Consider the following 15,387-nt stretch of genomic DNA (forward strand, 5'->3'; position numbering starts at 1 on the left):
GGCGCAATGTTTTTACACGATACGGGGATTACAAAATCAAACTACTACAAGTTAAAATCCGGTTAGATTGGAGAAGATGGGAAGTTATTTTAGTGCTTGTATAAACTTAGTCATTCATGAACTTTAAAGAAAAGTTAGCCGCTATCCGGTCTTTAATGTCAGAACAGGATATAAATGCTTATATCATTCCTTCTTCCGACTCACATATTAGCGAGTACGTACCTGAATATTATAAGATACTAGCTTTCGCATCGGGCTTTACCGGCTCTGCCGGTACCCTGGTTATTACCCGGGAATTCGCCGGTCTATGGGCAGATTTCCGCTACTTCGTCCAGGCGGAAGAACAATTAAAAGACAGCGGTTACGAGTTGGTAAAGTTAAAAGTTCAGCACACTCCAGAATATATTCAATGGCTATATCAGGAACTCCCTGAAAATGCAAAGGTGGGATTCGACTTCAGCCTCCTTTCGATGCAGATAGCTTATCAACTGAGAACAGAATTGTCTTATAAGAACATTTCCATAAACGATTGTGATTTCATCTCTCCTATATGGGTTGACCGCCCCGCCTTACCAGCTCAGAAGGCTACTCTGCTTGAGGAAATCGCGTGCGGACTATCAGTTGCTGAAAAACTAAAACATGTAAGGTCTGCAATGAAAGCATCTAAGTGCAATCTCCATTTTATTTCTTCCCTGGATGACATTGCCTGGCTCTTCAATATTAGAGGTAATGACGTAAACTTCAATCCTGTGGTTCTAAGTTATGCTATGATAGGTACCGAAAGCTGTGCTCTTTTTATAGATAAAGAAAAACTTAGCGAAAACTCAATCAGCAGCCTCCACATTCAGGGGGTACAGGTAGAGCCTTACGAAGAAGTTTATGGCCAGATCAACCAGCTAACGTCGGATTCTACAGTCTTAATAGATGATAAAAGAAATGCGTATAAGATCCTGACTTCAATTTCCACTTCTGCCAGGATAATTAAGGAAACCAATCCCAGCACCTTGCTCAAGGCGATTAAGAATCGTACCGAGATTGAAAACATGCAGCAGGCGATGATAAAGGATGGTGTTGCACTAACCCGCTTCTTCAAATGGTTATATGAAACCTTGGGTAAAGAGGAAATTACTGAAATCACGGCATCAGAAAAAGTAAAATACTTCCGGGAACAAAATGAAGGATTTGCGGGTGTGAGCTTCGCTTCAATCGCTGGTTACCAAGCTCATGCAGCCTTACCCCACTATTGCCCTACACCACAGACTGACCTTGCACTTGAACAGAGAGGTCTGTTTTTGTTAGACTCGGGGGGACAGTATTATTACGGCACCACAGACATTACCCGTACCGTTTCTTTGGGAGAAAACACCCTGGAAGAAAAACGTGATTATACACTCGTACTTGCTGCGCTTATTTCTGGCTCAGATGCAAGCTTTCCGAAGGGAACCCGAGGTTACCAGATAGACGCAATTTGCAGAAAGCCATTATGGGAAAATAAGATAAATTATGGCCACGGTACCGGGCACGGCGTAGGGTACTTTTTGAACGTCCACGAAGGGCCACAAAATATAGGCCCCGCTAATGCCCCCTTTGCTGTAGAGGAAGGTATGATCACCTCTATAGAACCCGGAATTTACCGGCCAGGAAAACACGGGGTGAGGATTGAAAACCTGGTATTAACAGTTGCTGACGGTAGCAGTGAATTCGGAGAGTTTTTAAAATTTGAAACTATTACTCTTTGCTATATCGATACATCTTTAATCCTTACAGACTTGCTTGATGAACAACAGATAAAATGGTTGAATGACTATAATGAGTTCGTCTATTTAAAATTACAACCCTATTTGGAGCCTGAGGAAGCAGAGTGGCTTAAAGAAAAATGCGAAAAGTTGGAAGCTTAATTAAGGCGTGTCTCTTGCAAATTCGTTAAAAAAATCAATAAAACGACAGCATAAATTAAGAAATCAGCAATACGATTGAGTAGATAGAAGGCAATACTCCTTAGGAAAATATGATTTCTGTCATATTTTCCTTCAAACTTACCATATATTAACCAACCTTAATCACATTTTCACCACTTCGAGATACTATCTTGCATATCACCACAAATTATCTTAGATTTAACAGTAGGTTAACCATCCGGGTTAATTTATGTATAACCATCAATTCTTGTGAGCATGAAAGTACTACCGTTTACCATCCCTGTTCCCTTTGACCGGACAGTCATTATTCAGGACGAAAAGCTTCCCTATTTCTACAGTCATCTTCACCGCCACGAGGAAATTCAGGTTACCTGGGTTCAGGAAGGCGAAGGGACACTAATTGCAGGAAATAACATGCACATGTTTAATTCGGGGGAAATTTTCCTGTTGGGGGCAAACCTGCCGCATCTCTTTAAAAGCGATCCTTCATACTTTGAACTTAACAGTCAAAAAAATATTCATGCAACAACGATATTCTTCAATCCCCGTGGTAAACTCAATTCTTTATTTGATCTTCCAGAGATGAAGAACATCACCTCATTTCTGGGGAAATTTCAAAACGGGTTTAAAGTACCAGCGCAAACTGTATCGCGAGTGTCAACCAGTATTAGTTCCATGCTTAAAACTGATGGAATAGAACAATTCATGATCTTTTTAAATCTTTTAAAAGAAATGAGTGGAACCCAGGATCTGGAGCCTTTAGCAGTTAACTCTTACCCCAAATCCATAAACGACAGTGAGGGTATGAGAATAGCCAACATCTATAATTATATAATGCAGAATTATAACAAGCCTTTAACCCTGGAGGATGTAGCTGACCAAGCGTTTATGACCCCTCATGCTTTCTGCAGGTATTTCAAAAAACACACCAGGCATACACTTGTCACGTTCTTAAATAAGGTAAGGGTGAATGAAGCATGTAAAATGCTAACGAGTGGTAACTTCTCAGGCATTTCAGAAGTAGCTTACACCTGTGGTTTTAACAGCATTACAAATTTCAACAGGGTATTTAAATCTACAACAGGATTATCGCCACGATCTTATACTGATCAGTACGTTAATTAATAATAACAAAACCCGCAGGAACCGAATTCCCAAACAGGGGAGCAATTGAAGGCGGGTTCTTTAGGACAAAAAAAAAAACAAATTAGAATTCAAGTATAAAGGCCGGGTGAATCCAATCACCATGGCCTTTCTTATAAACACTATTAATTTACTAAAACCTATTGGGAGAGTAAACGGAAACATCGAGAGATGTTTTCTCCTCCTTTATCAACTCAGATACAAGTTTACCTGTGGCCGGACCAAGACTTAGCCCCATCATGCCGTGTCCTGTTGCTACAATCAAATTGTTCAACTTTTGCGAACGGCCGATGTAAGGCAATCCGTCGGGAGAGCAGGGACGGAAGCCATACCAGACATTTGAAATCTCAGGAAGTTCTGGTTTTAAACCCGGAAAATAATTCCTCGTAGATTCTACAATACCCTTTACACGGTTCATGTTAACCCTGCTATTTATCTTATCAATCTCCATCGTGCCTCCTAAACGGATACTTCCGTTCATTGGAGTAACGGCAACTTTAGCCTCGCAAAGTAGCGCGGGGATATGCATACGCTTCTGAGGTTCCGGCAACATAAAAGAATATCCTTTCCCCGGCATCATCGGGATCTTCAGTCCTGCCAGAGCGGCAACTTCAGGCGACCAGGATCCCGAGGCTAATACATAGTAGTCGGCCGTAAAATGTTCATCTCCGGAATAGATACCCAGAATTTTCCCCTCTCCGGTTTTAATTCGTGTAATTGCCTTATTCCTTGCGAACTTCACTCCTGAAGCTTCCAGCCGCGAGATAAGCATCGACATTAGTACATAAGGATACAAGTGCGCGTCACACTTGTAATGAACCGCTCCTTTTATATCCACTTCTAAACCAGGCTGCAGATCTTTGCATTCCTTAGCTGAAAGCTGCTGGACATCCAGTCCTAACGAACGCGCCTTTTCTGCCAAATGCAGCTCCTCCTCCTCCGTCTTTGCCGTTTTATACATCATTAGGATACCATTCTCCTGCAAGCCAAAATCACCTAAATCCCGCTCAATATCCTCAAACAAGGCTTTACTTAATAAGGATATGTCACGTAGAGGAATCGCAGCTCTTTCAGCTTTTTCAGAGGTAGCGTTCTGCATAAACTTCAAGCCCCAGGAAAATAAGCCGGCATTTAAAGAAGGTCGCACATAAAAAGGACTCTTACTGTTGAACATCCATCGTATACCCTTCTCTATCATTCCTGGGGCCGCAAGTGGGACAAAATGACTGGGTACAATCATTCCTGCATTTCCGTAAGAACAATTGTCCGAGAGGTCGGATTTATCAATTATGGTTACTTCGTAACCCGACTTTTGCAAATACCAGGCAGATGTTAGACCTATTATCCCGCCGCCTATTATAATTACTCTGGACATACTAATCCTTAAAAAACATTAATGATATACTTAAATTACCTGAAAGCCTTCTGCATAAGGATCCTCTTCATCAATCTTAATCGTATTATAGCCATAAACCCTTGCCCAGCCTTCAATGCTCGGAATTATCGCTTTCTTTCCGTTGAGCTCAACCACATCTTCAACCTTGCCGATAAACTGGCTTCCAATAATACTTTCGTGAATGAACATGTCACCTTTTTTCAACTTCCCTTTTGCAAACCATTGCGCCATCCGTGCAGATGTACCCGTTCCACAGGGCGACCTGTCTATAGCCTTATCTCCATAAAAGACTGCATTTCTTGCGGTGGCCTCTTCTGAAATAGTTTTTCCAGCCCATAGGATATGCGAACAACCGTTAATAGTGGGATTTTGAGGATGAACGAAAGTATACTTCTCATTAATTCGCTTACGGAGTGTTCTACTCCAGGATATCAATTGATCCGCCGAATGATTCTCGATCCCTTTGAAATTTTCCTGGGGGTCAACAATGGCATAAAAATTCCCTCCGTAAGATACATCAACACGAAGCAAACCAAGATCAGGGCATTCCACTTCGAGATTTTCAGCAGCAAGAAACGAAGCTACATTTGTCAGTTTAACTGATTTAACCTTTCGTCCTTCCTGCCTGTACTCAATCAGAACAAGACCCGCCGGAGCTTCCATGCGGATTATTCCGGGTACTTTCGGTGTGATAAGTCCTTCCTCTACTGCTATGGTAATTGTTCCAATAGTACCATGTCCGCACATCGGCAAACAACCACTCGTTTCGATAAACAAAACAGCAACATCATTTTCAGGATCATGGGGCGGATAAAGTATACTACCCGACATCATATCGTGCCCCCGGGGCTCATACATCAGGCCTTTCCTTATCCAATCGTATTCTTTCAAAAAATGCTGCCTTTTCTCGCTCATATTCTCCCCTGACAGATTCGGCCCACCCCCTGCCACCAGGCGTACAGGATTGCCACAGGTATGAGCATCAATACAAAAAAAAGTTTTATTCCGCATATTAGTCTTTAGTCCAAAGCTTATTTTTCAATCGCCAAATATTCAAGGGATTGCCATCTTGCAACTCTTCCGGCAGGAGATCATGTTCCCAGCTCTGCCAACAGACCGGACGAACAAAGCGCCTAATAGCAGTTGCTCCAACCGAAGTGAATCTGCTGTCTGTAGTGGATGGAAAAGGTCCGCCATGCTGCATTGCGTGGCATACCTCTACCCCTGTCGGAACTCCGTTCATCAGCACCCTGCCGGCAATTTCACTTGCTTTGTCTAAGATAGAACTATAATTGTGAGTTCCGCCGGAACCTGTCATTATGGAAACCGTAAGCTGCCCGCCAACAGAATCTAACACTGTCTCTATTTCTGACGTTTCCTTTACCGTAACCAGTAAAGACCAGGGACCAAACACTTCTTCCCTAAGTTCCCTGTTTTGTAAAAACTCGCCCGAGGATATCTCAGCTACAGTTGCTAAAGCCTGGTTCCTGGCACTCTGATTTAATTTATCAGATTTGCTCAGTAATTTAACTCCTTCCTGCTCCAGCATCTTGCCTAAAAGCGAGTGATAATTTCTACAGATACCCTCCGTGAGCATAGTGGAGGATTCAGAATCAGTTACTGCCTTTTGCAATGCAGCTTTAAAACGTTCTAATGCAGGAGATTCAATTCCAATAAGCAATCCTGGATTAGTGCAGAATTGCCCGACACCAAGTGTTATGGATGCAGCATATTCTTCAGCAATTTGTTCAGCTCTTTCCTCTAAAGCTTCAGGTAACAGAATTACCGGATTAATGCTACTCATTTCCGCGAAAACCGGAATGGGTTGTGTGCGTTGTGCAGCTAATTTACTTAAAGCGATACCGCCGTTAAACGAACCGGTAAAAGCGACAGCTTTAGCTACCGGGTGCTTAACAAGCATCCCACCAATTTCATGTCCCCCTCCGTAAACAAGGGAAAAGATACCTGCAGGCATTTCAGTCTTTTCCGCTGCCTTTACTATCGCAGCACCTACAAGGGCACTTGTACCCGGATGAGCAGGATGAGCTTTAACAATTACAGGACATCCGGCTGCAAAGGCGGAAGCAGTATCCCCGCCCGCAACAGAAAAAGCCAGAGGAAAATTACTGGACCCGAAAACCACCACCGGCCCGATCGGCACTAACATCCGCCGTAGATCCACACGGGCAACAGGCTGACGATCAGGCAAAGCAGAATCAATAATTGCTTCAACCCAGGAACCTTCCTCTACCTGATCGGCAAACATATTCAATTGGGCGATAGTTCGGCCTCTTTCCCCTTGCAGCCTTGCAACCGGAAGTCCGCTCTCTTCACCAGCCCTTTTAATCAGATCATCACCAAGAGCTAAAATCTCTTCACCTACTGCACGGAGGAATGCAGCTTTTTTAGATTTGCCGATACTTCTAAAAACAGAAAAAGCCGCATTTGCTGAATCAAAAGCGGCGTTAATCTGATTGGAGTCGGCCTGGTAAAATTCTCCATCAAGCTCCAGGCCTGTAAAAGGATTAACAGCCCTGAAGGGACTATCAACAGACTCAACATATCTGAGTGCAATAATATTTTTAGTGTTCATGTGTGTTTTTAAGGTTGTTGAAATGTCTGGCATCTTTACTACGCCAGACACTTCCTTTTGTTGAGGCGATCAATTATGCCAAAACTGTTTCTCTTCGTCCCCAGCTTCCTTCAGGTAATTCTGGTCTTGTAGCTAAAGAATCCTCAATCACTTTAATCACACGTTCACGGTTCTTACCGCTAAGTGGAAGGCGGGGCGCTCGCACATTTTCTGTTCCTAATTCTGTGTAAACCTCCGCTAACTTGATGTTCTGAACAAGTTTTGGATCAATATCAAGCTCAAGCAAAGGAAGGAACCAGCGATAAATGCTCAAGGCCTCTTCATAGCGACCTGCTTTGGCAAGGCGATAAATAGCAACCGTTTCCTTAGGGAAAGCATCAACCAAACCTGCAACCCAACCATCAGCTCCCATAAACAAACTCTCCAGGGCTAAGGGATCAACCCCGCAAAGAATTTTAAAACGATCCCCAAAGCGGTTAATCATTCTGGTTACATTGCTGATATCCCGGGTAGATTCTTTTACTGCCTGAATGTTATCGAACTTAGACAATTCGGCAAACATGTCTAAAGTAACTGTAGTCTTATAATCAACAGGGTTATTATATATAATAATAGGTAAGGGAGTACGTTCGGCTATAGTTGCAAAATATTGAATGGTTTCCTCCACACTTGAAGAATAGCGTAGTGGGGGTAAGATCATGAGGCCACTTGCTCCCTTTTCAAGAGCCTTTTCAGCCAGATATACTGCAACCTTGGTAGATTGCTCTGCAATGCTGAATATTACCGGAACTTTACCATTTACATATTTTACTGTGTGCTCTGTTAAATCAAGTTTCTCCTGATCAGAAAGCGTGCTTGCTTCACCCAAAGAACCACTTACAATTATTCCATCAACACCAGCATCCAACTGACCTTGTAATCCCTTTTCGTAAGCTTCGTAATCTATTTCATCGTTCTCATTAAACTTTGTTGTAATTGCCGGGTAAACCCCTTTCCAGGTAACATTCATAATCTCAACTTTAATTTTATTTAATTCAAAAATACAGACTGTGCAAACCGTGCATTTATTAGAAATTAGCACATAGTGGCTTGATTTTAACTAAATCGCAAGGCTAAGGTTTTCTACCTACAAAGGGCAGATTAACAGTTAAAACATAGGTTCCGGGACCATTGATATAAAACTCGAAAGCAACATTTGCATTCCTGTTAATATCCACAAAACGCCCTGGCACTCTATAGTAGGATAAAAATCCATTTGTAGAGGTTAAGAAGGGGAACGGGAACTTTTTAGGAAATTTGTAGACTAAAGCTGTATCTGTTCTTTCTTCCGGATAGTAGGGGTTCATCTTAGCCAGATTTCCTCTATCGCCCCGGTGAACTACTTCTCCATTTTTAGGATTGAACACATTTCCGTTGCGATCAACAAATTTCAGTATTATTTTATCTTCTCCACTAGGCACCCGGCGCACGTTCACGCTTGTTTCTGCATTAATAAAACCGTCTTCGCTGCCCAAATTAGAATGGCTCGCAAAAGGAGCCCCCTGAAACCGGTAGCTCTCCATCGGGACCAGATGAATGTCTATAGCATTCCGGAGTATCCGTGTCCCCTTAAGGTTTGAAACCTGCACATCCAATGTATACATTCCAGTATCTACGTTAGCTGTGGCTGGAGACAAGCCGATTCGTCCGCCAACTTCATTGACACTTAAAGCAGGAGTGGGTTTAAGCGCAATTTTTTTAAACAAGAGCTCGAGGGTAGAATCAGCATGGGTAACTTCAGACAAGTACTGGGGGACCTCATATTCCTGCGTAAATTCGGGAGCAGGTTTCCCTGTCCTTTTATTTCTCACTTCTAAAAGTTTAACACTTGCAGGCCCGGTTCCGCCATCTAGTTCAATGGATGTTGAGGCTGTTGTTACCCCTTGCAATGCTACAAGTACTTTCGGACGATAGTACATATAGTCACTGATATAGCCTTCTTCTGGCTTGCAAGAATATATGAACATGCTTGTGAACGAAGCAATGAACAACATTTTTTTTATCTTCCTTTGCATAAAAATATCGATGAGGGTAAACTAGAATCTTATAAAAAAGTGATTGTTGCTTAAGACGTTGATAGTGGTGCCAGAGGATGTCACAATCCCTGTAGTTTGGCACTGTACTGCAATATCGGTTTGATTTGGAGGAGGAGGTACCCCCACAACATCCCGGCTTCCTTTAATTTTAGTAAGATATAGATAATATACCTCTGCGCCAGACCACGACTCTCCCGCCCGCGGTTGAAGAACTTTTCGATAATCGAATACTTCATTAGTGACACTTGTTATTGGGGTAGAAGTTGTTGGTGCGGTACCAAGCGAAACGTTTTCCTTAAATAAGTACTGCGCAAGGGAATCACGGGAGATCTCCTTAACAAGAGTATCCAGGGTGTAAGGGATATTTTCGTCACGTCGCAGCTTCTTGGTGTCGATAAATCGTTTAATTGCATAGTCCGTAGGAACGAAAAATGTACCTGCAGTATTCACTTCATTCTTCATGTCTAATTTATCGATGATCACGCAAAGGGTATCAAACAGTTTACCGGGATGTTGATTTAAATAATCAAAGGCGCTAAGAGGAGTATTTGGGGTATGAACTCCCCCATCTTGAAGATAGTCGCTCTTTTTACAACAAGTAAAAACGACCGCCGCCAGTAATATTAAAATTATATTATATAATGATTTCATATACAAATGATTAAATCTTCGAATTCCAAAATGGCGTCTGGGTAAGAAGTTTGTTTTCATTAAGAAGAGATGGGTCTAAAGGCCAGTAATACTTTCCCTGAAGAAAATCAGTAGTAGTCATTTTAGGACCAATAGCGGTAGTTCCAAAAAAGCTAACCTTTGAAACATCCTTGCGCGTTAACCTTATTACATCGTAGAAGCGATGTCCCTCCAGGAACAATTCCCTTCCTCTTTCTTCTATTATTTCCTCGAACAGCAGATGATCTGGGATATTAACTGCCGTAGCATCTGCAAGAGACCTAATTTTGTTGAGCATTGTTCTGGCGGCGGAATATTGACCAGTAGCTGCCAGAGCTTCAGCTCGCAAAAGATAAATATCCGAGTATCTGAAAACCACAATATTATTTCTGAAAAGAGGTGTCGCTGCCGATGATTGTCCTCCTCCAACATAGCTGATATTAGCATACTTGGTACACATTGGCGCAGCAGTATTAGAAAGGTTAAAACAAGATCTGAAACGTTTATCGGTTGTTCCTTTAGGAAACATTCTATAAACAGTATTTGAATCAATAACAATTTCAACACCTGTTTTACCTGTAATATAGGGGGCAGCTAAAGTGAATCTGCCAATACCTAATATGGTTCCTTCATTTTCACCTGACTGAGCAATTTCAAAGACACCTTCGTTTGATCCCCCTTTATAAATACCCCTATAGCTCAAACTATCCCGGGAAACGAAGCCGTATAGCGTTTCCTGTTTGACGACTTCGTCAGCAGCGAGCGCACATTTTTCATACTCACCCATCCATGCATAAAGATGAGCTAATAAGGCATAAGCAGAACCTTTGTTCGCTCTTACTGCCTTATCGGAAGCGCTTGCATATTGCCATGGTAATAAGGAAATAGCTGTCTCAATATCCTTTATGCAAGAACTTAATACTTCAGCCTGCGGAGTTCTTGGCAAGTTCACAGCAGAACTCACATTAACAGCACCTGAGACTAAAGGTACATCTCCCCATATCCTGGTCATATAGAAATAGTTGAAAGCTCTGAGAAAATAGGCCTCACCGATTAATCTGTTCCTTTCTTCCTCTGAGCTGAACTCTGATGCAGGGATATTCGGAATAAATGCAATACACCTGCTTGCCTGGTCAATAGCACGGTAAAACAGGTCAAACCGTCTTAACCTTCTAAGGTTGCGCCAAGGCTCACCAGAAGGAACATAACCGGTTGGATTTAACTGTACAACTGGTCCTAAATCTGAAAGATTTGAACTCAAGATCTCGTCGCTCACTAAATCTCCATACGCGAAAAAACTAACGCCTTCCACTAAATTAAATGCCTGTCTAACTAAGGCATAACTACCAGCAATAGCTGATTCTGCTTCTGCCTCATCCTTCCAAAAGGAATCATCGGTTGATGTGCTAAGAGGCTCCTGGTCTAAGAACTTGCTACAAGAACTAAAACCAGCAATAATTAAAATACATAGAAATATTTTTTTCATCTTGATTTTTTTAAAGGGTAATGTCCAGACCGAAGGTGTACTTCTTTGGAATTGGGTAGTCATTTCCGCTCGAATACCCATCAACTCCTACGGCCTCGGGGTCAGGTACCGTTGCATTTGACCAAACGCGAACGTTATCCAGAATACCATAAATGTTCATTGATTTTACTCCAAACCGTTTGGTTAATTTGGATGGTATTGCATAGCCCATACGAATGTTTTTAAGTCGAATGAAGCTGGCATCCTCCACATAGAAAGATTGAGCGATATGCCATTTATCAACGGTATTAGTAATTAGACCTGGGTAACGGGCAACATCACCAGGTTTCTGCCAAAAATCAGACATGTTAAAATCAGAGGAAGGCCCCGACCGCGGTCCCCATAATGCATAAGGATCAGAAGTTCCCGCATCCTGCATCTTGTCGGATAAATATCCATTCCATAAGCTTCTTCCCGAAATAAATGTTACGAGGAAGTTCAAGCTAAAACCTTTATAAGTTAAGGTATTATTTAACCCACCTGTAAGATCAGGATTTGGATTTCCGTATGGAACTTTATCTAAGTGATCTATTGTATAGTCGCCATTAACGTCTCTCCTGGCAGGATCACCTGCAGAAAACTGCGTTGAAGAACCTAGCCATGTTATTCTTCGTCCGGTCAATGGATCTATAGGTACATCCGAATTAGTTGAATAGATTCCTCCGACCTCCCAGACTGAGAATGGATATAAAGGCTGACCAATGGTTAACGTACGCTCCATCCAGCTGGGTCCAAATCTAAACTCTCGCCCGCCACTTGGAAGCTTGGTAACGTAGTTCTTATTATAGGCAATATTAAAGTTAGTAGTCCACTGAAGCTTAGAATTCTGCGATAAATTTCTAGTATTGATTGCAACTTCAAAACCTGTATTACGAACACTTACAAAGTTATTTCTAACGCTTGTGTAACCCGTTGTAACAGGAACCGGCACGTCAAATATCTTTTCCTTGGAGTCCCTGACATACCAGTCGCCAGTTAAAGAAATTCTGTTATTAAATAGACCGATATCTGTTCCAATATTTAACTGGGGACTTCTTTCCCAACCTAAATTAGAATCGGCTGCAGGCTGTTCATAGTCTGGATACATCACTGTGGTCCCATTATAGGTCCCTGCATCGCCGCCATTTCCATTTCCTAACACAGATCCTGTGTAAGCGGCATTCGATATCAAATTATTGTAATAAGCATAGTAACTTCCGGGATCTAGTCCCGTTATACCGTAACTCGCTCTAAACTTTAAGTAAGGAACAACGTTCTTAATATTCTCAAAAAATGCTTCCTCACTTGGTACCCACGCTGCGGATGCCGCCGGGAATGCCCCCCATCGATTAGTCTTGCTATACCTTGATGAACCATCAACACGGTAACTCAACTGAGCCAAGTATTTTGATTTGTAATCATAACCTACCCGGCCAAAATAAGAGAGGCGTGTCCGGATAGATTCAGCACCGCGGGCGAAAAGGTCTGCACCGGAAGGTACTCCTGCTGGTGTTTTAATTGCATTTTTATTACCAACGCTGTAGGTGTAATTATCATATTGATTATTCTGCTCCATTCCCTGCCCCAGTAATGCTGTAACAGAATGATCTTTGATTGTCTTTGAATAGTTAAAGTAGTTTTCCAACTCATATCTTCTGTTTTGATAGATCCAGCTATAAGCCTCATTTCTACCAGAACCACTTAAAATACTCGGCTTAAAATAGTTACGAGTATTGTTATACATATTATAAGACAGTTGGCTTTTTAAACTCAACTCAGGCAGGATAGTTAATTGAACTGATGTATTGCCATTAATACTACTTGTCCGGTCGTCGTCTCTCAAATCTTCATAACGCCCTGTATATAATTCTTTCTCAACCTCCGTAATTTGCCAGAATGAAGATGGGAAGCCCCAGGTATCGAAAGGATATTTACTCTCATCTCCCTGACCATGTTTCGATTTGGTAAATCCTAGAAATAGGTTTGACTCAAAGCGCAAGTTTTTAAATGGGGTGGCATTAATATTCAGACGGGGAGAAATGCGGCGGGTATCGTAACCGATCATTACGCCTTCTTCGTAATAATGTCCGAAGGAGACACGGTAGCCGAATTTTTCGGTAGATGATGCAATACTTGCGTCAATGTTATTAATAGGCGCAGCCTGAAGGAACAACCCTTGCCAGTCTGTATTATTGTTAAATGCCGGATTTAAGCTGTCTGTAAGCATCATGCTCAAATTCTCCATTCTTGCATACTGTCCAGAAGCATAAAGCAATCCCATTTTCTGTCTCCGCTCTGCTGTACCTACCAACATGGGCTTCATGGCTGGTTTATCCGATATACCACCATAAGCCGATACCCGCACTTGCGGCACCCCGGGCTTTGCCTGTTTCGTGCGGATAATGATAACTCCATTTGCAGCTCTTGCTCCATAGATTGCAGAGGCCGAAGCATCTTTTAGCACGTCAACCGATTCTACATCATTCGGATTGATCGCTTGAAGTGGACTACTGTTTCCATAAGCAGACTGGATGTCATTTACGTCATATATAACACCATCAATTACATAAAGAGGAGTACTTCTGCCCCCAACATCCACACTACTGTTTCCCCGGATACTTACTATGTTATTAGATCCCGGTTCACCGGAAGTACTTAAAACGGTTAAACCAGGAACCCTTCCCTGAAGCATACCGTCTATGGTAGCATAGGGAGTATTTTCAAAGTCCTTCCCCTTTACTGATGCAATGGCACCGGTATTTTTCCTTCTTTCGATATTCTGATAGCCGATTACCACAACATCTTTTAACTGTGAACTTTCTTCTTCCAATTTGACGGTTACCGAGCTCTTGTCGCCGACCGCCAGTTCTTTCGTTTTAAAGCCAACGAACGTAAACACTAATACCGGGTTCGAGCTGCTTGCTGAAATCGAGAATTTGCCTTGAACATCAGTGCTTACTCCGACCTTTAAGCCCTTTTCCTTAACAGAAACTCCAGGCAAGGGGAGATTCTTTTCATCAACCACGATTCCTGAAATTCTTTTCTGAGCGAATGCAAGCCAGGGAATACCGATACAAAAAAGTAACATCAGAAACCGTAAGCTTCGATTGTAAGTAATGTTAATACTCATCATATTGAGGTTATTATTAAGAATGAGATTGAGTTGTTTTAAATTTTGACATTAGAAAAGGCTCTTCTCACCTTTACCAAATCTATAGCTCAGGAGAAATTCCTGGGTATTATTGTTTATCTGACCGAGGCCATATTTAGAACTGTTGAACTGATAGCTGTAACCTAACCTGAAACTCTTAAGGTCCAGTTGAGCAATACCTGCCAGACCACCGTATGATCTTACATTTAGGCCTAATCCCATTAAGTCTTTTATAAAAGCCATACCTGATGCTTCAGCCTGAACTTCCGAATCCTGACTTAGAGCAATAAGCCCCGATGGCCTTAATTTGAAATCATCAGCAATCTTTAAAATTAGTCCGCCGTTCACCAGGAACTGATTCCGCAAACTATAGGAATAGCTGTTTTGATCCTGGTTACTCAAAACATATTTGGGCATGGAAACACCTACATAAAATTTTGAAGGGTTGTACAAGAGAATGCCAGCTCCAACTATTCCTTTTGATACCTTGTTGCCGTTTGCAAAAACCGGATCTCCGGGTTCCAAATTGGAGTAATTACTACTAAAGGAATTCAGACCAGCATTAACAGACAAAGCGAAATAGCTATTTTCTGATAGCTGAACGGATTTTGCTACAAAAACTGAAACATCAGTATTCTGCTCCTCTCCAACTTTATCATATCGAAAATTTACACCAAGGGTAGCCTTCAAGGATCTGTAAGGTAAATAGGCGTTTCCCCAGAACGAAACCGGTGCTCCCTCTATTCCCGACCATTGTTGCCTGGAAACTAAACTGACCTGACCATCAGGATTAATTAAACTGGCAGCACTGTTCAATGGTGATAGATTGCTGCTATACTGGTTGTATGTAGTTAGTTGCTGAGCCAATGATGATTGGAAGGCCAAAAAGCATAATGCTGACGCAAGCAATGAGACAAGTGTGTTTTTCATTGGAATA

The 15,387-nt window shown here is 42.0% G+C and carries 11 protein-coding genes; 2 read left to right on the top strand and 9 right to left on the bottom strand.

All coding sequences use genetic code 11. The features are described from left to right. The first annotated feature begins 116 nt into the window (after positions 1-116). Complete coding sequence (locus J4N24_RS00750; RefSeq protein WP_207531729.1) at positions 117-1,898, top strand: aminopeptidase P family protein; 1,782 nt, start codon at positions 117-119, stop codon at positions 1,896-1,898. Positions 1,899-2,174: 276 nt separating this feature from the next. Next, a complete protein-coding gene (locus J4N24_RS00755; protein WP_207531730.1) occupies positions 2,175-3,044 on the top strand; it encodes an AraC family transcriptional regulator in 870 nt (289 codons plus the stop codon). A gap of 151 nt (positions 3,045-3,195) precedes the next feature. Here J4N24_RS00755 and J4N24_RS00760 read toward each other — a convergent pair whose 3' ends face one another. The 9 genes from J4N24_RS00760 to J4N24_RS00800 all read right to left on the bottom strand — a co-directional run bounded on the left by J4N24_RS00760 (position 3,196) and on the right by J4N24_RS00800 (position 15,380). Beyond that, on the bottom strand, positions 3,196-4,437 hold the full coding sequence (locus tag J4N24_RS00760) for an NAD(P)/FAD-dependent oxidoreductase (RefSeq protein ID WP_207531731.1): 1,242 nt from the start codon (positions 4,435-4,437) through the stop codon (positions 3,196-3,198). A 30-nt stretch (positions 4,438-4,467) separates the two neighbouring features. After that, positions 4,468-5,469, bottom strand: a complete 1,002-nt coding sequence (locus J4N24_RS00765) for a 4-hydroxyproline epimerase (protein ID WP_207531732.1) — start codon at positions 5,467-5,469, stop codon at positions 4,468-4,470. Position 5,470: 1 nt separating this feature from the next. Further along, entirely contained in the window at positions 5,471-7,051 is a 1,581-nt protein-coding gene (locus J4N24_RS00770) for an aldehyde dehydrogenase (NADP(+)) (protein WP_207531733.1), read from the bottom strand. Between the two features lie 73 nt (positions 7,052-7,124). After that, positions 7,125-8,060 (bottom strand): dihydrodipicolinate synthase family protein, encoded by a 936-nt coding sequence (locus J4N24_RS00775; protein ID WP_242691450.1) that lies wholly within the window; start codon positions 8,058-8,060, stop codon positions 7,125-7,127. Positions 8,061-8,163: 103 nt separating this feature from the next. Beyond that, on the bottom strand, positions 8,164-9,105 hold the full coding sequence (locus J4N24_RS00780; RefSeq protein WP_207531734.1) for a hypothetical protein: 942 nt from the start codon (positions 9,103-9,105) through the stop codon (positions 8,164-8,166). A 21-nt stretch (positions 9,106-9,126) separates the two neighbouring features. Further along, positions 9,127-9,777 carry a hypothetical protein gene (locus J4N24_RS00785; RefSeq protein WP_207531735.1) on the bottom strand — a complete coding sequence of 217 codons (651 nt, stop codon included), beginning with the start codon at positions 9,775-9,777 and terminating at the stop codon, positions 9,127-9,129. Positions 9,778-9,787: 10 nt separating this feature from the next. Next, positions 9,788-11,281: a RagB/SusD family nutrient uptake outer membrane protein gene (locus J4N24_RS00790; RefSeq protein WP_207531736.1), complete on the bottom strand. Its 1,494-nt coding sequence runs from the start codon at positions 11,279-11,281 to the stop codon at positions 9,788-9,790. Positions 11,282-11,291: 10 nt separating this feature from the next. Further along, positions 11,292-14,432, bottom strand: a complete 3,141-nt coding sequence (locus J4N24_RS00795) for a SusC/RagA family TonB-linked outer membrane protein (protein ID WP_207531737.1) — start codon at positions 14,430-14,432, stop codon at positions 11,292-11,294. A gap of 48 nt (positions 14,433-14,480) precedes the next feature. Then, on the bottom strand, positions 14,481-15,380 hold the full coding sequence (locus tag J4N24_RS00800) for a PorP/SprF family type IX secretion system membrane protein (RefSeq protein ID WP_207531738.1): 900 nt from the start codon (positions 15,378-15,380) through the stop codon (positions 14,481-14,483). Positions 15,381-15,387: the final 7 nt, after the last annotated feature.

It is taken from the genome of Desertivirga arenae (genome assembly GCF_017355785.1).
Classification (GTDB): Bacteria; Bacteroidota; Bacteroidia; order Sphingobacteriales; family Sphingobacteriaceae; genus Desertivirga; species Desertivirga arenae.